Origin of the sequence: Nonomuraea angiospora (assembly GCF_014873145.1) — a bacterium.
In the GTDB taxonomy this organism is placed as follows: Bacteria; Actinomycetota; Actinomycetes; order Streptosporangiales; family Streptosporangiaceae; genus Nonomuraea; species Nonomuraea angiospora.
In genome coordinates this window covers 4,548,515-4,567,131 of record NZ_JADBEK010000001.1, presented here as the reverse complement: position 1 = coordinate 4,567,131, position 18,617 = coordinate 4,548,515, and the positions used below count along the sequence as shown (strand labels likewise).

The window sequence follows — 18,617 nt, the reverse complement described above, 5'->3', positions numbered from 1 at the left end:
CTCGGCCCAGGTCGTCATCATCGCCCAGCCTGGCCGCGTGCATTCGACCAGCACCTCATGCACCTGCTCGCCCATTACCCATCGCCGCGCACGGTGGGTGCCTGACCGGGCGCCCACCGTTCCCCACCGGGCACACTTGAAACTCAACCCACAGTCGTACAAGTGATCCAAAAAATCGGACTCAGGGTGCATTGGAGCAGGTCCAGCCCTCGCGATAACGTCCATCGCATGAAGCTTTCCCTCCACCGGCGCGCAGTCGTGGCCGATACCCACAACGACCTGCTCATGGCCGTCTCCGCGCGGCCGCCTCAGCAGTGGGCCTCGTTCTTCCGGGAGAGATGGCTGCCCCAGCTCGTCGAGGGCGGGGTCGATCTGCAGATCCTGCCGGTCTTCATCGACGACCAATATCGGCCGGAGGGCGCGCTGAGGCAGACGCTGCGCATGATCGAGTGTGCGCACGTGCTGGCCGAGGGAAATGCCGAGCACGTCCGGATCTGCCTCAACGCGGCCGACATCGACCGCACGCTCGACGAGGGCAAGATCGCGCTGGTGATCGCGCTGGAGAGCATGCCGGGCATCGACGCCGACGTCGAGCTGATCTCGACCGTTCACCGCCTCGGCGTACGAGTGGCGTCCATCGCCCACTTCGGGCGCACGCCGCTGGCCGACGGCAGCGGTGAGGACGCCACGGGCAGCGGCCTGACCTCCCACGGCATCGCGGCGCTGGAGGAGATGGAGCGGCTCGGCATCGTCTTCGACGTCTCCCACCTGGGCGCCTCCGGCGTGGCGCACGTCCTGGAGCTGGCCACCAGACCAGTCATGGCCACCCACTCCGCCGCCAGGGCGCTGCGCGACCACCACCGCAACCTCACCGACGACCAGCTTCGCGCGGTGGCCGCCACGGGTGGCGTGATCTGCGTCAACTTCTTCGCCCCCTTCCTCGCCGAGCGCGAGGAGGACATGACCCTCGACCGCCTGCTCGACCACATCGAGCACATCGTGTCCGTCGCCGGGATCGACCACGTCGGGCTCGGCCCCGACTTCATCCGAGAGGTCATGGACGACCTGACACCGCCGTGCTGCGAGGGCCTCAACGCGAGGGGCGTCAACCCGAAGTCGGCGATCCCGGGGTTGGCGGGTCCCTCGGGCCTGCCCATGGTCACCGAGGGCCTGCTCGCCCGCGGCCTCCCGGAGAAGGACGTCACGAAGATCATCGGCGGCAACGTGCACCGGTTCCTGGACGAGCAACTGGCGTGATCGGCGGCGTGCGTCGCCTCCGGGAAATAGCAGGGCCGGTTGGCGGCAGCGGGCACCGCTTTCCGGGTAAGTAGCAGGTGGAGTGGATGGCGGCCGGTGCCGTCTCCTGGGCGAGCGACTGATGGTGTTGGCGGCAAGGCGTGCTGCTCCCCGAGTGGGAGCTGGTGGGGATCCCTGGCAGCGGGCGTGCTGCTTGGCGAGTGGTCGGTGGAGCGGGTGACGGTGTGTGCCGTCTCCTGGGTGAGCGATTGATGGCGTTGGCGGACAGGTGGGCTGGTTCCTGGGTGGGGGCTGGTTCGGTCGGTGGCGGCGGGTGTGCTGCTTGGGCGAGTGGTCGGTGGAGTGGGCGGCGGAGTTCGCGATCTCCTGGGTGAGCGATTGATGGCATTGGCGGCAGCGTGCGCCGGTTCCTGGGCGGAGCCGGTTCGGTCGGCGGGAGCATGCACCGCTTTCTGCGGATCTGAGTGAGCGGGTGGTGGGTCGCCGGCCTGTGCATCACCCCCTTCATCCCCTTCTCGGATGGCGATCGGGCCGGTGCGAGGGGACGGCTGCGGAGAGGAAACGGTATGAAGCGCGAGCTCTACGGAGGGATGGCATGATCGAGGATCTCGAAGAGCTGGTGTTGTGCGAGTCCTTCACCCACGACCTGGAAGCCGTTGCCCGCAGCGCGAAGATCGTGGCGGCGATGGGCGCCCGCTACCTGGGCACACAGCCCGAGTTCCTCGTGATCGACGGCGTCACGCACCTGCGCTGGACGTTCGGCACCCCCAAGGTGTTCCTGCTGTGTCACCACGACACCGTCTGGCCGATCGGCACCCTCGCCACCCACCCTTGGTCCGTGGTGGACGGCGTGGCACGCGGGCCCGGGGTGTTCGACATGAAGGCGGGGCTGGTGCAGACGTTCCACGCGCTGGCCGGGCTCAGCTCGCTCGACGGCGTCACCCTGCTGGTCAACGGTGACGAGGAGTGCGGCTCGCGTACCTCGGCTGAGCTGATCAAGGAGACTGCCCGCGGGCTGGCCGCCGCGTTCGTCATGGAGGCGAGCGCCGACGGCGGCGCGCTGAAGACGACCCGCAAGGGCACCGCCCTCTACACCGTCAACGTCCGGGGCCGGGCCGCGCACGCCGGGCTAGAGCCCGAGAAGGGGCTGAACGCCGCGATCGAGCTGGCTCACCAGATCCTGGCCATCGCCGCCATGGGCGCCGGGGCCACCACTGTCACGCCGACGGTCTTGTCGGGCGGCACGGCACGCAACACCGTCCCCGCCGCGGCCTCGGTCTCGGTGGACGTGCGCGTGGCTGAGATGTCGGAGCAGGATCGGGTCGACGCGGCCTTCCACGCGCTCCGGCCTGTCCTGCCCGGCACCCGCCTGGAGATCCTCGGCGGCGCCAACCGGCCGCCGCTCGAGAGCGCGATGTCGGCCTCGCTGTACGCGTTGGCGCAGGAGCTGGCGTCGGACCTCGGAGTGGGCCCGCTGACCTCGGCCTCGGTGGGCGGCGCCTCGGACGGCAACTTCACTGCGGGAGTCGGCTGCCCGACCCTCGACGGGCTGGGCGCGGTGGGCGGCGGGGCGCACGCGGACGACGAGCACGTCATCGTCGCCGAGATGCCCCGGCGCACCGCCCTCCTCCGCGCCCTGATCGAAGCCGTCCGTCGTGGAGCGTGAGGGGGTCCCTCGCCGCCTGACTGGAGGTGGCCGTCCCGGGTGGACGTAGGACGGTTGGGGCGATCTCGTCGGCGGTGCTGAGCCGGTTGATGGGCTGGTTGCCTTCGGCGTCGGCGCGGTAGGAGGCACGGCCGAGCATGCCGCCGCAGCTGGGAGGCTGCCCAGGTCGGGAGGCTGTCCAGGCTGGGGTGCCGTTGTGGCCGGGGATGCCGCCGCGGCTAGGAGGCTGCCCAGGTCGGGAGGCTGCCCAGGTCGGGAGGCTGCCCAGGTCGGGAAGCTGCCCAGGTCGGGAGGCTGCCCAGGTCGGGAGGCTGCCCAGGCTGGGATGCCGTTGAGGCCGGGGATGCCGCCGAGGTGACGGTGGCTCTGCTGTATTGTGCGCGCATGTGCCGCCGTTCGGGCTTCATGCCGGCCCGGACATCGCGCAGGTTGATGGCGTGACGTCGCCGAGCCGGATCTGGATGCCTGCGCCGTTGTTCCCCGGGGTCGCCGTGGGAGCCGCATCCGGGTGAGGTGTCGGAAATCTCGGGCGCCAGAGATCCTTGATGTAGGCGTCGGGCAGCCTGCCAGGCCAGAGGAGGGCCCCGGCGGCGATCAGGTCTGATGCGGTGCCGTGTCAGCGGCCGTGTCAGCCCGGCAACGGTCTGATGTCAGCGCGGTCGGCGATGGTGGATCCCATGAACGGCTCAGCCATCACGGCCCCGTGCTCGACGGCATCGACCCGGATGTCCAGAGCGGCACGATCTTCGCCCTGCCCGAGCCCGGCGGCGCTGGGGAAGACCCCGGCAGCGAACGTGTTGGCCACGCTGCCGGCCCCCCGGACGACCTGCTCACCGGTGAGAGAAACCCGCTGCTGATGGCTGACCAGCGTCATCGCTTCCATTCAGCCCCTGATCACGATGTCTCGACCTGAACCTAGGCCGATGAGAGGAATGACCATGGAAATCCCCCTCACCAAGATGCCGACCGCGCGTCAGCCCGGCTGCCCCTTCGACCCGCCCAAGGAGCTGATCCAGACCCGCGAGCACAGCCCCATCACGCCCTACCCCTTCCCCGACGGACATCAGGGCTGGCTGGTCACCGGTTTCGACCTGGTCCGGTCGGTCCTGGCCGACCCTCGGTTCAGCTCGCGCAAGGAGCTCATGCGCCACCATCCGCTGATCGACTACAGCGAATACGGTGACATCGAGCTCCCTCCGGCGCCGCCCGGCGAGTTTCTGCTTATGGACGAGCCGCAGCACTCCCGCTATCGCAAGCCGCTGGTGGGCAAGTTCACCGTGCGGCGGATGCGGCTGCTGACCGAGCGCGTCGAGCAGGTCACCGCCGAGCACCTGGACGCGATGGAGAAGGCCGGGCCGTCGGCGGATCTGGTGACCGCGTTCGCCAAGCCCATCCCCGCCGTCATCATCTGTGAGCTGCTGGGCGTGCCGTACGAGGACCGGGGCTCCTTCCAGGACAACATCGACAAGTTCCTCGGCGGCGAGGTCAGCGACGAGGAGCTGATCGCGGCCTACACCGCGGTCCAGCAGTACCTCGCCGAACTGGTGGTCGCCAAGCGCGCCAACCCCACCGACGACATGCTCAGCGACCTCACCGACAGCGACCTGACCGACGAGGAGCTGAAGGGCATGGCCCTGATCCTGCTGTCGGCCGGGTTCGACACCACCGCGAACATGCTGGCCCTGGGCACCTTCGCGCTGCTGCAGAACCCGGAGCAGCTGGCGGCGCTGCGCGCCGACCCCACGCTCACCGAACCGGCCGTGGAGGAGCTGCTGCGGTACCTGAGCGTCGCCAAGCAGTTCGCCCGGGTCGCGCTGGAGGACGTAGAGCTGGGCGGCCAGACCATCAAGGCCGGCTCGACGCTCATCCTGTCGCTCGCCACCGCCAACCGCGACCCCGAACGTTTCACCGACCCCCACACCCTCGACCTGCGCCGGCAGGACGGCGGGCACCTGGCCTTCAGCCACGGCATCCACCAGTGCCTGGGCCAGCAGCTCGCCCGCGTCGAGCTGCGCGTCGCGCTTCCCGCGCTGCTCAATCGCTTCCCCACGCTGCGCCTGGCCGTACCGGCTGAAGAGGTCAGTCTGCGCCCGGAGACCGCGGACATCTACGGGGTCAAGAGCCTCCCGGTCACCTGGGACGTCTGACCGCCACGAGGGAACGCGCCCCCGCCTGTCCCGCGCCGCGGCGCCCTTTCGAAGGGCGACGGACGACAGTCTCCCGCTTCAGGGGAGGGGCGGGGATCGGGCCCAGCCCGACCCTTTCGGGGCAGGGGCGGGGCCGAGCTGGACCCGTTCAGGGCAAGGGCAGGGCCGAGCTGGACCCGTTCGGGGCAGGGGCCGGGCCGAGCTGGGTCCGCTTGGGCTCACCTGCGGCTCGCAGCTTTCGTGAGGGCCTTGGTGACGAGTTCGGCGACGTGCTCGACCGCTTTCACCCCGGCCCCCATCGTGCGGTGCCGGTGGGAGAGGACGGCGATCAGGTACGTGTGCCCGTGGCGGTCGCGTACCCGGCCGATGCTGTTGACCGTCCACCGGCCCCCGTCGCGCGGCCGTGGCAGCCAGCCGTTCTTGAGGGCCACGTCCTCGCGCCCGGCCGCGCTGACGCCCCACGACTGCGTCGACGTCACGTCGCTCATCAAGCCGAGCACGTACCGGCGGTTCCTGGCGGAAAGCGGGCTCTTGGGGGAGGTGAGCGCGGTCAGGAGGCGGACCTGGTCGGCGGCGCTGGTCGTGGTCGCTCCCCACGCTCCTCCAGGGCCGGGGGTCGTGTCGCGCAGGCCGAGCTCCCTGTGGGCGGCGGCCAGGCCGGACGCGCCGCCGATCGCGGACCACAGTGCGGACGCGGCGGCGTTGTCGCTGACCTTGATGGCGCGCGCCGCCGACCGCCGCTCCCAGCCGGTGAGACCACGGTGCCGGCGCTGGGCCCTGAGCAGCAGCGCGACCACGAGGTCGACCTTGACGATGCTGGCGGTGGCCGTTCTGAGGCGGTGGTTGTAGGTGTAGGACAGGCCGGTGGAGAGCTCGCGTACCGACACCGAGAGCTGACCCGGGAGGTCGTCCAGGTAGCGGTGCAGGGAGCGGGTCAGCGCCTTCCTGTACGGCGAACTGCGCGGAGCAGGCGCTGACGGTGTGGTCGCGGCGAGCGGGCGGGGGATGAGCGGGGCGGGTGCGGGGGCGGGGCTGCAGGAGGTGAGCAGGGATGACGAGAGGACGGACGCCGCCAGGGTTCGCCGGAGCGGTCGCGTCCCGGGCTGGGACGGCACGGCGGCCTACATGGGGGAGAAAAGCGACAAAGCGCGCGAAGCCATGGCAGGCAGCATTGCGGCGTGGCTGTTTCTCCGGTGTTAGCCCTGGGGGTGGTCAGCTTGGTGAGCCCTTGCTCGCCGGGTCCAGCGGCGTCTGCTCGCAGGTCATGCCGCGCTTCGGGGGCTGGGCGCTGATCAGGTACTGCTCGACCGGTCCGCGGATGCACGTCTCCGTGTTGGACAGATAGGCGGTGTGCCCGTCGCCGTCGTAGGTGAGCAGGACGCCGGACGTGAGCTGGTTCGCCAGGCTCTGAGCCCACCTGTACGGGGTCGCGGGGTCCCGGGTGGTGCCGACCACGAGGATCGGCGGGGCACCGGTCGCGGTCACGGCCCGGGGCTGCCGGGCGGGCTTGACTGGCCAGTACGCGCACGCCAGCCACGGCCACACGACGAACGCACCGAAGTGCGGCGCGACCCTCTCGGCCCGGCCGGCCAGGTTCCGAACGGCCGCGAGATCGGCGGGAAACGGCTTGTCGACGCAGTTGACCGCCTGCAGCGCCCCGAACGGGGCGACGATCTCCTGCTCATAACCGAGCCTGTAGAGGCCGGTGCCGTCGCCGTCCTCGATCGCCTGGGCCAGGGCCTGCCGTAGCGTTGGCCAGTTGCTCCGGTTGTAGAGGGCCGTGTAGACGCCCTGCGTCACTCCGTCGTCGTCCACCGGGACGCGGTTGTCCGCCCGGTTCCTCAGGGGTTCGCGGGCGGCCCGTTCCTGCAGGCCGGAGACCTTGCCGACGGCCCGGTCCACGCTCCCCCTCCCCAGAGGGCAGCCGGCGGTCCTGACGCAGTAGGCGGCGAAGGCGCGCAGCGCCGTCTCGAAGCCCTCGGCGTGACCGAGCAGGAACTCCTCGCCCGTCAGTTTCGGGTCGGACGCGCCGTCCAGGACCAGGGCCCGCACGTTCCGGGGGAACTGGTCGGCGTAGAAGGCGCCCAGGTACGTGCCGTACGAGAATCCGATGTAGGTCAGTCGCCTGTCGCCGAGCGCCGCCCGCAGCACGTCCATGTCGCGGGCGGCGTCGACCGTTCCGACGTACGGCAGGACGGCGCCGGACCTGGCCTCGCAGGCCGCCGTGAACGCCCGCCAGAACCTGACCTCGGCGTTGATCTGGCCGCGCGTGGTGGGCGGGTCGGTGAGGAGACGCTGCTGGGCCTGCCGGAAGTCGAGGCAGCGCACCGGATCGCTCCGGCCCACGCCGCGGGGGTCGAACCCGACGAGGTCGAAGCGATCTCGCAGCGCCTCGCCGAACGCCTGGCTGGAGGTACGGAGGAAGGAGACACCGGACGCGCCGGGCCCTCCCGGGTTGGTCACCAGTGAGCCGATGCGCCGGGAGCCGTCGTTCGCGGGCAGCCGGATGACGGCGATCCTCAGCTGGTGACCCTCGGGATGGGCGTAGTCCCGTGGCACCTTCAACGTGGCGCACTGGAAGCCCGCTCCGCAGCCCGACCATGACAATTTCTGCTGATAGAACGGCTCAAGGCCGGCCGGCGACCCCGTGATCGTCACGCTCTGCGCACCGGCGCACGCGACCGCGAGCATTCCCGTCGTCGCGGCCACCGCTGCTCTCCGAAGTGCCGTCACCGCCCATTCCCCCTGTTTCGGGCGATTAATTACTCTACGTGGGCGTATGTACCCATTGAGTGATGGCGTTACGCAAGGCGAGGGGCGGAGGCATCGACACCTCCGCCCCTCCGGCCCCTGGGAGTCAGGACCGGCGCCGCGAGGAGCGCCATGGGCAGGTGGAGAACCTCGCCGGCCCCGCGACACTAATCCGCAGGCCGGCGCCGCGTCTGCGCAGGATTACTCAGACGCTCATCGTGCGCTCGGCGGTGGCCCGCAGCGGCGGCACCATGTGGACCCTGGCCGAGCCGATGTCGAAGAACAGCCCCACCAGCTCCAGCTTCCCGGCGCGCACCTGCTCGTCGACCTTGCGGTAGGTGCGCAGGTTCTCCAGCTGCTGCTGCACGTTGACCCGGCACAGCACGTCCAGAGCGCCGCTGTGCAGCCGGTCGCCCTCGGTCTCGATGAACGTGGCCAGGCTGTGGTTCCCGTGCCGCAGCCACCTTCTCAGCCCCGGCAGGCTGCCCGCCTGCACCCCGCCGCTCAGCACCCCGGCCATGGCGCCGCAGCCGGAGTGCCCGCACACCGTGATCGTGTGTACGCCGAGGACCTGGGTGGCGTACTCGATCGCCGCCACCACCGAGTCGTCGTGCGGTTCGGAGCCCCGGCGCGGCACCAGGTTGCCGATGTTGCGCACCGTGAACAGGTCCCCGGGGCCGCTCGCCGTGATGAGGCTGGGCACGATGCGGGAGTCGGCGCACGTGATGAACAGGTGCGACGGCTGCTGCTTGCGGGCCAGCTCGGTGAAGATGGGCCGCACCAGCGGCGCCGTACGCCGATGGAACTCGCGCGCCCCCGCCGTCAGCAGGCACTCCGCCTCGGTGGAGTCGGGCGCCGAGGGACGGACGGGACGACGGCGGTGCGACCACGGCAGCCACCAGCGATCCGGCACCTTGGGCGGCGACTTCACGGGGAACATGCGCGCGCCGCTGGCCGCCAGCGTGTACCACTCGTCGTGCAGCTCGTCGATGTCGACCGTGCCGCCCATGCGCTCGTGGTCCAGCCGCCAGGAGTGCAGGGCCTCGAAGGCGGCGTTGTCCATGAAGTCGATGTTCAGGTCGAGGTCCACGGCGGTGGCCGGGGCGATCGTCCGCAGCTCGTGCGTGAGCCTGGGCACCCCCAGGAACGTCAGCGAACCGGAGACCGTCACGTGCAGCCGCCCGTCGCCGTCCTCGCGCTTCAGGACCGTGACCCAGGTCAGGCGGCGCAGCGCGAGCAGCGCGGCCAGGATCAGCCCCACCACGACGCCCTCGGCGAGCCCGAGGATGATCACGGTGACCATCGTCACGACGTAGACGGGCACCTCGCCGTGGCCGTGCACCTTCCTGATGTGACCCAGGTTCACCATCTGCACGCCGATGAACACCAGCAACGCCGCCAGCGCCTCCAGCGGGATCAGCTTGATCGTCCAGCCGAACCCGATCGCGAACACCAGCACCCACACCCCGTGCAGGATCGCCGACCAGCGCGTGTGCGCGCCGGCCTGCACGTTCGCGGTGCTGCGCACGATCACTCCCGCCACCGGCAGGCCGCCGAGGGCGCCGGTGACCATGTTCGCGACGCCCTGGCCGGTCAGCTCCTGGTCGAGGTCGGCGCGGCGGCCGGGGTGCATCCCGTCCACCGCCACGCAGCACAGCAGCGACTCGCACCCGGCCAGCAGCGCCACCAGCAGCACCGCCCCCACGATCAGGTGCCAGTCGCCGTGCGGCAGGACCGGGAAGGCCCACTCGGTGACGCTGTGGGACAGGTCCACGCGCGTGACGTCCCACTCGAACACCCAGGCCGTCAGCGCCGCCACGAGCAGCGCCACCAGCGGCGCGGGCACGACCTTGACCCGCTTGGGCAGCCGCGTCCACAGCGCCAGCACCGTGATCGTGAGCAGCCCGACGGCGACCTTGTGCCCGTGCAGGTTCGCGATCTGGCCGGGCAGCTCGATCAGGTTGGCCACGGCCGAACGCTGCGAGCTGCCGCCCAGCACCACGTGGAGCTGGGCGAGCGCGATGATCACGCCTACGGCGGCCAGCATGCCGTGGATGACCGCCGGCGACACCGCGAGTGCCGCCCTGGCCGCTTTGAAGACGCCCAGCAGGAGCTGTACGGCGCCCGCCAGCAGGGTGATCATGCAGGTGGCGCGCCATCCGTACGTCTGCACGAGATCCACGACCACCAGCGACAACCCGGCGGCGGGTCCGCTGACCTGTACGGCGGACCCGCCAAGGGCGCCCGCCACGATCCCGCCGACCACGGCGGCGATCAGACCGGCGGCCAGCGGCGCGCCGGAGGCCATCGCGATGCCCAGGGACAGGGGCACCGCGACGAGGAAAACCACGAGCGAGGCTGGCACGTCATGCCGGAGGGTGCTCAGCCAGCTACTCTTCGTGTCGGGGATCATGGAGCAAACCCTATTGCTCCGTCGACCCTGCTTTAAGGGTGTGTCACGCTGGTTTTACCCATTAATGGGCGCGTGCGTTCACCGGTAGTAGTCGTGCGGGTGTTCCTGGTCGGCCCCGCGACGGTGGTTGCCGCCGTCGTTGCCGTTGCCGTTCTGGGAGCCGTACGTCGGCCACGCGGTCGCGCTGGACGGCGGCTCCGGCCAGGCGGCGGCCGGGGCGGTGGTGATGTCGCCCGTCTCGTACGCGAACGGCGCGCCCTGCGGCGTCGGGGGCACCGGAGTCGACGACAGCACGTCGTCGTAGGCCGAGACCGCCCTGCCGGGCACGGTGGGCGTGCCGGTGGCGGGGGAGGGGCCGGTGAGCGGGTCGGTGTCGTCGGCCACGGCCCAACCGGCACGCACCTCGTACGAGGCGGGGTAGGAGGAACGCGCGGCGGGCTGCTCGAACGCCGGCCAGGAGGTGCCCGAGCCGTATCCGGCGGCGGGGACGGGGTCGTCGAGGATGTCGGGCTGCGCCGGCCAGGAGCCGGACGAGGAAGGCGTCGCGGGCGGGTTGGTCCAGGTGGTCTCGGCCGCGTTGTTGTAGGCGGGGAACGGGTCGCTCGTGGGCGCGCCGTGGATGGGGGCGGGCTGGGCGGGGAAGGAGCCGCTCGAGGCGGGGGAGACGGGGTAGGCGCCGCTCCCGCCGGGCTGGCTCACGGGGCCGGCCGGGAAGGTGCCGCCGGCGGCGGGGGTCGCCGGGAAGGAGCCGGTGCCGGTCCTCGGCGAGCTGTTGGACGACAGGGAGTCGGGGCGGGGGGAGGGGACCGGCTGGGCGCCCGCGCCCAGGATGCTCATCACGTCGGCCGTGGGTGCCGCGAACGTCACCGTACGCTGGTCGGCCAGCTCCGGCTGGGACGGAGCCGGGCGCTTGGCGGGCTCCACGAGGTCGGCGAGGTTGGCCGCGGCGGGGGCCGGCTGGCGCTGCGGCAGGGGGGCCTGGACGGTGGTCGCGTCGGGGTCGACGGCGGCGGAGGCGGAGGCGGGCCGCGGCTTCGCGGTGCGCTCCTGGCGCTTGGGGGCCGCGGGGCGCTCGGCGGGCTTCTCACGCTCGACCGGACGGGAGGAGGCCTTCCTGGCCGCCACGGTGCCACCGGCGCCGAAGCCGCCCTCTTCCGCGTCGCTGCGGATGTTGGCCCAGAACTCCTCGTCGTCGTCATCGGTGGACGGGTTGCCCCACTCGTCGACGCCGCGCCTGCCACGCTGACCGGTGCGCACCGGTTTGGGCTCGCGCTCGCCGATGGGGCTGAAGTCAGGGCTGAAGTTGGCCATGCGAGGCTCGTGCGAGGCGAACTCGTCAGTGGACCGCGTCTGGGTCCTCTCCTCCTTCTCGGCCATCTCCTTCAGGCGTTCCGGAGGGAGAGAGCTCTCCCGGCGGCTCATCGAACGCATGCCCAGTGCCACGACGACGAGCACGAGGAGCACGACGGCGACCAAGCTCACTACGACCGCGATCATTGCACCACCCTCAAAGCCATGGCCTCCCATCGGCGCCGGTGAGATCGCGCGGCCATCGACGCGACCTGCCCCCTTTGATCACCAGTGCCTAACGATTGGATCTGATTGTGTCGGACCACTATGAGCGTTGTCACACCCTACGTGAAGAATTGGTACACCGAACTACCTGCTGTGTTCGCTCTCTCACTGGATGTCGACCGCTGTGAGCCGACCCCGGGCGATCGTCTTGTCCGCGATCTCTTTCAGGATGTCGGGGAGCCCGGCATCCTTCGGAACGTCGACCCGGCCGTTCAGCGTGTAGACGGTGAAGCGATAGTTGCCCGGGCTCGTGCAAGGCGGCTCGTAGCCCTCCTTGCCCCCGGTGACCTTCGCCTGGCCGGACCCCTCAGGAGGGTCCGCCGCGGCGTTGGGCCCGAGCTCGGTCGTGGTCGCCGGGATGTTGTAGAGCACCCAGTTGACGGCCGAGTCGGACGGTGTGTGGGAGTCGACCACGATCGCGATCGACTTCGCCTCGGACAGCGGTTGGCTCGACCAGCGCAGCGGAGGACTGCCCTCGCCACCCCGGCAGGAGTATTCGGCGGGGAGTGGCTTTCCCTCGCGCAACTCCGGGCTCGAGACGTTGATCTCCGCGATGTCCTTGGCCTGAGATCTGCCGATGAAGCTGCCGCAACCGGCCAACGCGAACGCCGCAGTCACCGCCGTCACAGTGACGGCGATGCGCCGCATACGTGTTGCCGCGGTACACAGCCCCATGCCGGACGATGCTACGCGGCTCTCGGCGGTGCGCAGACCGTTTCTCGATGGTCGGTGCTCGGTAAAGGATCCGAAACGGGTCAGAATCGCGGCATCCGTGGAGTGACGTTGGCCACAGGAGTGGCTCGCGGGTCTGTTGGGAGACCGGAATCGGCTCACGCCACGGGACCCGGCCTGGCCTGCTGGTTCGACGCGGTGGGACGGGGGAGGGACCGTGCGCCCGGATCCGGCGGAACGGACACGGTTTTCGGTCGCGGCGATGCCCGGAAAACCAGATGCGCCGGATCGGTCCATGGATGTAGGAGCTCGTGGCGATTTGGGCGATGGTGGTTGGCGCGGGGGACGGCGGCTGCCACGTTGCGTGAGGCGCTCGCGCGGTGGTGCGGTCATGCGCTGGCCGAGCCTGGTTGGCACGTACGTGGCGCCGCCGACGTGGCCAAGCTCGACAGCCTGCGGCCGGCCGCCACCGAGCATGGCACCGGGGCGGAGGGGCGTGTCGGCCGACACGCCGACGATCTCGGTCGATCTTTACCGGCTCGCGGGCTGATCGCCTTGCCTCAGCGCGCCCTAAGCTGGCCTTGTGACGTCAACTGGCCCGCTGCGCGATCCGGCGAACCGCGTCTCGCCGAAAGCCGTCCGCCTGTGGCTGCTCGAGTCGCTGGTCGGGTTCGTGTTCTTCCTCGGCGGCTCGCTTCTGGTGGCGCGGTGGGTCGGCGGGAGCGGCTGGTCGTGGGTGCCCGGCTGGTTCGCCGACCACTCCTGGCTGCTGCCGGCCGCGGTCGTGCTGCTGACGGCGCCGTTCCTGGTGGCCGAGCCGTTCGTACGGTATGCCGTGCACCGCTGGGAGCTCTCAGGGGACGTCGTCTACGCCAGGTCGGGGTTCTTGACCAGGGAGTGGGTGTTCGTGCCCGTGAGCCGCATCCAGACGGTCGACAAGGGGCAAGGGTGGATGGAGCGGCTGCTCGGGCTGGCCACGCTCGAGATCCGTACCGCGTCCCACGCCGGGTCCTCGACGATCAAGGGTCTTGACTACGCGGTGGCGGCCGGGCTCGCCGAGCAGCTCGCGCACCGCGCCGAGGCGCTCAGGGACGACGCGACATGACCGACCCCCGCCACCCGCAAGGCGAGCCGCCCCCTCCGCTTCAAAACGAGCCGTATCCCCACGACGGCGCTCCGTCCTGGGCCGCGCAGGGGGGACCGCCCCCGGCCGGCGGCGATGGGGGCGGGAGCGGGCAGGCGCCCGGGCCGTGGAGCGGTCCGCCGGGTCCTCCGGTGCGGGTGCCGCTGCGGTTGAGCCCCAAGGTGCTGCTCATCGACCCCGTACGCATGCTGCCCTCCCTCCTCCTGCCCCTCGTCGGCGTGCTGTTCGTGGGCGGGTTCTCGGCCCACTCGTACGGCTGGGCGGCCATGGGCGTGGGGGGGACCGTGGTGTTCGCGATCATCAGGTGGGCCACCTTCAGCTACGAGATCGTCGGCGACCGGCTGGAGACCAAGCGGTCGCTGATCAGCCGTTCCGTCCGTACCATCCCGCTTGAGCGGATCCGCGGCGTCGACGTGTCCACCCCGCCCCTGCACCGCCTGCTCGGCCTGACCGTGCTCAAGATCGACACCGGGGCCAGCGGCGGCGACGAGGAGGCCGAACTCGACGGGATCACGCCGGAGGAGGCCGACCGCCTCAAGTCGGTGCTGCTGCGGCGCGCGCCCCGGCCCGAGGCGCAGGTGTCCGAGGCGGCGGCCCCGCACGAGCGGGTGATCATCGGGGTGCCGCGGAGGTGGCTGCTGTACGGCCCGCTGTCGGGCGCGTACCTGCTCACCCCCTTCGCCCTCGCGGGCGGCGCCGTGGGCCTGGTGTTCCAGTGGGGCGACGACCTGGGCCTCGACCAGGACACCGCCTGGAGCGCCGGGGAATGGGTCTGGGACCATCCCTACCTGCTGGTGGCCGTGGCGGTCCTGCTCGTGCTGGCGATGCCGTTCGTGGGCGGGCTCATGTACGCGGTCTTCAACTGGGACTTCAAGCTCAAGCACCGCGACGGCTACCTGGTCGCCGAACGAGGGCTGATCAACCGGCGCAGCGTGTCGCTGGAGTCCGCCCGGGTGCGCGGCTACGAGATCGTGGACGGGCTCGCCGAACGCTGGGCCGGGGTCGTACGGGCCTGGGCCATCGTCACGGGGCTGGGCGACTCCGAGACGCGCGGGCAGCTCCTGCCCGACGTGCCCCGGGCCGTGGCGTACCAGGTGACCGCGGAGGCCATCGGCCCCTCCCAGGCCGAGCTGCGCCGCCACCCGCCCGTGGCGCGCAACCGCCGCCTGTTCCGCGCCGTCTTCCCCTGGGCCGCGCTGGCGATGGCGGGCGCCGCGGGGGTCTGGGCGACGGGGATGATCCTCTGGTGGATCCTGCTGGTGCTCGCGCTGCTGCTGGCCGGGGCCGGGATCCCGCTCGGGCTCGACCGGTACCGGTCACTGGGTCACGGCTACGACGGGGCGCGCGTGGCGGTGCGGTCGGGGTCGCTGCGGCGCTCCCACGCCGTGATCGAACGCCGGGCCGTGGTGGGGTGGCGGCTGCGGCAGACGTGGTTCCAGCGGCGGGCCGGAGTGCTCACCCTGATCGCCGGGGTCGGGGCGGGCAAGGGGGGCTACTCGGCGATCGACGTTTCGGTGGCCCAGGGGGCGGCGTTTCCCGCCGAGGTGACGCCGGAGTGGCTCGCGCCCTTCCTCGACTCCCCCGGCACACCGCCCACGGCCTGACCCCAGCGCTACCCGGTTCACCGGCCTCTGACCTCTGGGCGGTGGACGGGGACGCCCCCTTCTCCCTCGCTGTGGCGGGGGACCGGGATTCGTCACGGCCCGTGCCCTTTCGCCACGGCGGTGGACGGGGAGGCCCCGTCCCTCGTCACGGCCGTTGGCCTTTGCTGCGGCGGTGGACGTGGGGATCCGTGCCGAGGCACCGATCCCCGCTCCCTCGATGGTGGACCGAGAGGCCCCGGTCTTTCGTGTGCTGCCGTGGCTCGGCGGTGGGCCGCCGAGGCAGGTCTGCGCGCCTGGGGTGGGTCAGTCCTGGCGGCGGGCGCCGAACATGATCTCGTCCCAGGTCGGGACCGAGGCACGGCGGCCCCGCGAGCCCTTGCGCGCCTGGCGGGCGGCCGGAGCGGGCGGGGGAGACGGCACCGGCACGGGCGGCTCCTCCTTGGGCGCGTCCTTGCCGGACCGCGCCGCCGGGACCGCCGGGGCGGGCTTGGGCTCCGTGGGCTTGGGCTTGGGAGCGGGCGCCGGCGGCTTGGCCTCCTGAGCGGGTGCCGACGGCTTCTTCTCCTGCGTGGGCTGCTCGGGCTCGGCCGCGCTCTGAGGCTCCGGCGGCGCAGCGGACTGAGCCGCGGGCGCGGCCTCCGCCACGGCGGCGTCGGCAGTCTCCGCCACGGCGGTGCTCGCGGCCTCCGGCGCAGTGGTGCTGGCGGCTTCCGTTGTGGCGGCGCTGGTGGGCTCCGTCGTGCCGGTGGTCGCGGCCTCCGATGCGGTGGTGCCGGTGGCCTCCGTTGTGGTGGTGCTGGCGGCTTCCGATGTGGCGGTGCTGGCAGGCTCCGCTGTGGCGGTGGGCGCGGCCTCCGGTGCGGTGACCTCAGGGGTCGCCTCAGGCTGCGGCTTGGCGTCCGGTACGGGCTGGGCCGCCTGCTCGGGCTTGGTGGCGGTCGGCTCGGCGGTGGGCGCGTCGGCTGCCGGCTCGGACGTCTCGGCCTTCGCGGCGTCGGCGGCTTGTGCGTCCGCGGTGGGCGTGGTGTCCCCATCGGCGGGCGCGTCGGCAGGCGCGGAGACGGCCTCAGTGACGGCCTCGGTGACGGCCTCGGAGGCCGGCGCGGGAGCGGGCTCAGCAGCGGGGTCGGCGTCGCTGGGCGACGATGTGACCGGTTCGCCGGCCGAGGACGCGACCGGCTCGGTGGCCGACGATCCGACCTGCTCCGTGACTGGCGTCGACTCGGCGGCCGTAGTCGCGTCCGCGGACGCCGCTGGCGTCGCAGACGCCGCCGAGTCGGTGACTGAGGCCGACTCCGAGGCGGCCACCGGCTCGGCGGCTGCGGTCGGCTCCGCGGATGTTGCGCGCTCGCTGACTGCCGTCGGCTCGGAGGTCGCTGCCGGCTCGGTAACTGCCGTCGCCTTCGAGGTCGCCGCGGGCTCGCTGACCGCGGTCGGCTCCGAGGTGGCTGCGGGCTGGGCGGTTGCGGTCGATTCCGCAGATGTTGCGGGCTCGACGGCTGCGGTCGGCTCCGCAGATGTTGCGGGCTCGCTGACCGTGGTCGGATCCGCGGTTGCCGCCGGCTCGGTGGCCGTCGTCGGATCGGTGGTCGTTACGGCCTCGGCGGGCGCCACGGGGTCTGCGGACACTGCGGGCTGTGCGGCCGCCGTCGCCTCAGGGGCCACGACCGGCTCGCGGGCTGCGGCCGGCTCGGAGGTTGCGGCCGGCTCGGAGGTCGCGATCGAGGCCGGGGTCGTGCTCGGCTGGCTGGTCGCGTCGGAGCGGGCACCCTGAACGGGCTCCGTGGAGGGCTCCGGCGCGGCAGTCGACCCCACCGCAGCGGGCGTCGCGGCCCTGGGCTGCGTGGCCTCGGACTGCGCGGCCTCGGGCTGCCTGACCTCGGGCGTCGCGGCCTCGGGCTGCGTGACCTCGGGCGTCGCGGCCTCGGACTGCGTGACCTCGGACTGCGTGACCTCGGACTGCGTGGCCTCGGGGTGCGTGGGCGACTCCACGGCAGCAGTCGCCTGGCCTTGGCCGACACGCTCGGCTTCGGCGGCTGGCTGGGCCTCAGTGGCGGGCCGGTCGTAGGTGGTGGGCTGGTTTGCGGCGGTGGGCCGGTCCTGGGGAGTGGGCCAGTCCTGGGAAGGGGGCTGGGCCGGGGTGGCGGGCTGGTGGTGAGGCTCGGTGGTGGAGCGGGGAGTGGGCGTCGCGGCCGTGGCGGGCTGGGACGGCGCGGGGGCCTGCGGGGCAGGGGTCTGGTCGCGGCCGGCCACAGGGCGCTCCTGGGCGGGGGGCTCCTCGACGGCCGGCGGCGGTGAGGTGCGGGAGTCCGAGGGCGTGGCGGCGGGAGCGTAGATGGAGGAGTCGGCGTCGCGCCCGGCAGGACGGCCGGAGCCGAAGTCGGGCAGCCACGTCGAAGACCCGCCGCGGCGGGAGGAGGTGTCGCCGGGGCGGGCGTAGCCGGTCTCGCGGGCGGGCGGCTCGTGCCGGTAGGGCTCGCCCTGGTCGGGCGTGTCGAAGGACGTCTCTCTGGCGGCATCAGGCTCACGTGGAGGCCCGCCCCGCTCGAACGGGGGCGCCGCCTCCGGAGCGCGGCCGTACGCCGTCTCCGGCGACCTGGGCGGCGGGTTGTAGCCGACCGCAGGCTCCTCCGGCTCCCGGCGCACCACCGAGGGGAACGGCAGCGGGTCGGAGGCGAGCGGCGGCACCGGCTGCAGCTTGGCCACCCGCGGCGTGAACGGCGTCACCGTCGTGTCCTCCACCACGACGGGATCCGGGTCGAAGTCGGCCGACGACAGCCGCAGGGCCTCGTCGTCGTGCGGCGTCACATGCCGCTTGCGCGGGTCGAACAGCCATTCGGCGTGGCGCGTGTGACCGTTCCACACGTAGCCGAGCTTGACGCGCCACAGCCCGTCGTCGCGCTTGGCGGAGTCCCAGTCGATCTCGTCGGTGGGCACGCCGCGCCTGGTCAGCCGCTCGGCGACGAGGTCGCCCAGGGTGGGTCCGGGCGCCGACTCGCCGGGCATCCGCACGGCCACGCGTTGCGCCTGCTGGGCGACATACTCCCGCTCCTGCAGCACCGGACCCTCGAACCAGCGGACACGCTCGACCGGGATCCCGGCGGTCGCGGCTATCTCCTCCGCCGTCTCTCCGGCGCGGATGCGAGCCTGGATCTCCTTGGGGCGCAACGGACTCTCCACTTCGATCTCGTACTGGCCGAGACGGGAGAAGTTGCCGCGGACGGCAGCACGGAGCCGGTCGTCCACGGGAAGCGTGAAGCGCGTACCTCGCCCGGCAGTAGCCAGCACGAGATAGGTGCCGTCCTCACTCACCGCGACGAGTCGGAGCTCCTGCATGCGAGTCCCTTCGTCAGCGTCGCCATTCTTCCCCCGGACCCTTGAGTCTCTC

At 71.9% G+C, this 18,617-nt stretch carries 12 protein-coding genes; 5 read left to right on the top strand and 7 right to left on the bottom strand.

The features are described from left to right. Positions 1-228: 228 nt before the first annotated feature. Together H4W80_RS20620 and H4W80_RS20615 are read left to right on the top strand one after the other, a co-directional pair. Positions 229-1,257, top strand: a complete 1,029-nt coding sequence (locus H4W80_RS20620) for a dipeptidase (protein WP_192786581.1) — start codon at positions 229-231, stop codon at positions 1,255-1,257. A 595-nt stretch (positions 1,258-1,852) separates the two neighbouring features. Then, complete coding sequence (locus tag H4W80_RS20615; protein ID WP_192786580.1) at positions 1,853-2,923, top strand: M20 family metallopeptidase; 1,071 nt, start codon at positions 1,853-1,855, stop codon at positions 2,921-2,923. A gap of 628 nt (positions 2,924-3,551) precedes the next feature. On the opposite strand, the gene H4W80_RS20610 is transcribed toward H4W80_RS20615, so the two are convergent. Continuing rightward, entirely contained in the window at positions 3,552-3,806 is a 255-nt protein-coding gene (locus H4W80_RS20610) for a hypothetical protein (protein ID WP_192786579.1), read from the bottom strand. A 55-nt stretch (positions 3,807-3,861) separates the two neighbouring features. Here H4W80_RS20610 and H4W80_RS20605 point away from each other — a divergent pair, with 55 nt between their 5' ends. Beyond that, entirely contained in the window at positions 3,862-5,070 is a 1,209-nt protein-coding gene (locus H4W80_RS20605) for a cytochrome P450 (protein ID WP_192786578.1), read from the top strand. 218 nt (positions 5,071-5,288) lie between these two features. On the opposite strand, the gene H4W80_RS63675 is transcribed toward H4W80_RS20605, so the two are convergent. The 5 genes from H4W80_RS63675 to H4W80_RS20580 form a co-directional block, all read right to left on the bottom strand. Continuing rightward, positions 5,289-6,185 (bottom strand): serine hydrolase, encoded by an 897-nt coding sequence (locus H4W80_RS63675; RefSeq protein ID WP_192786577.1) that lies wholly within the window; start codon positions 6,183-6,185, stop codon positions 5,289-5,291. Between the two features lie 97 nt (positions 6,186-6,282). After that, positions 6,283-7,803 (bottom strand): alpha/beta hydrolase, encoded by a 1,521-nt coding sequence (locus H4W80_RS20595; protein ID WP_192786576.1) that lies wholly within the window; start codon positions 7,801-7,803, stop codon positions 6,283-6,285. 223 nt (positions 7,804-8,026) lie between these two features. After that, positions 8,027-10,234: a SulP family inorganic anion transporter gene (locus tag H4W80_RS20590; protein WP_192786575.1), complete on the bottom strand. Its 2,208-nt coding sequence runs from the start codon at positions 10,232-10,234 to the stop codon at positions 8,027-8,029. Between the two features lie 78 nt (positions 10,235-10,312). After that, positions 10,313-11,731 carry a hypothetical protein gene (locus H4W80_RS20585; RefSeq protein ID WP_192786574.1) on the bottom strand — a complete coding sequence of 473 codons (1,419 nt, stop codon included), beginning with the start codon at positions 11,729-11,731 and terminating at the stop codon, positions 10,313-10,315. 183 nt (positions 11,732-11,914) lie between these two features. Then, positions 11,915-12,427, bottom strand: a complete 513-nt coding sequence (locus H4W80_RS20580) for a YbhB/YbcL family Raf kinase inhibitor-like protein (protein ID WP_318786970.1) — start codon at positions 12,425-12,427, stop codon at positions 11,915-11,917. Positions 12,428-13,064: 637 nt separating this feature from the next. Between H4W80_RS20580 and H4W80_RS20575 the strand changes: the two genes are divergently transcribed. Then, positions 13,065-13,586: a PH domain-containing protein gene (locus H4W80_RS20575; RefSeq protein ID WP_318786969.1), complete on the top strand. Its 522-nt coding sequence runs from the start codon at positions 13,065-13,067 to the stop codon at positions 13,584-13,586. Positions 13,587-13,756: 170 nt separating this feature from the next. Continuing rightward, positions 13,757-15,229, top strand: a complete 1,473-nt coding sequence (locus H4W80_RS20570) for a PH domain-containing protein (RefSeq protein ID WP_318786968.1) — start codon at positions 13,757-13,759, stop codon at positions 15,227-15,229. 303 nt (positions 15,230-15,532) lie between these two features. Here the strand turns inward: H4W80_RS20570 and sepH are convergent, their stop codons facing one another. Continuing rightward, entirely contained in the window at positions 15,533-18,565 is a 3,033-nt protein-coding gene (sepH, locus tag H4W80_RS60880) for a septation protein SepH (RefSeq protein WP_225963567.1), read from the bottom strand. Between the last annotated feature and the right edge of the window lie 52 nt (positions 18,566-18,617).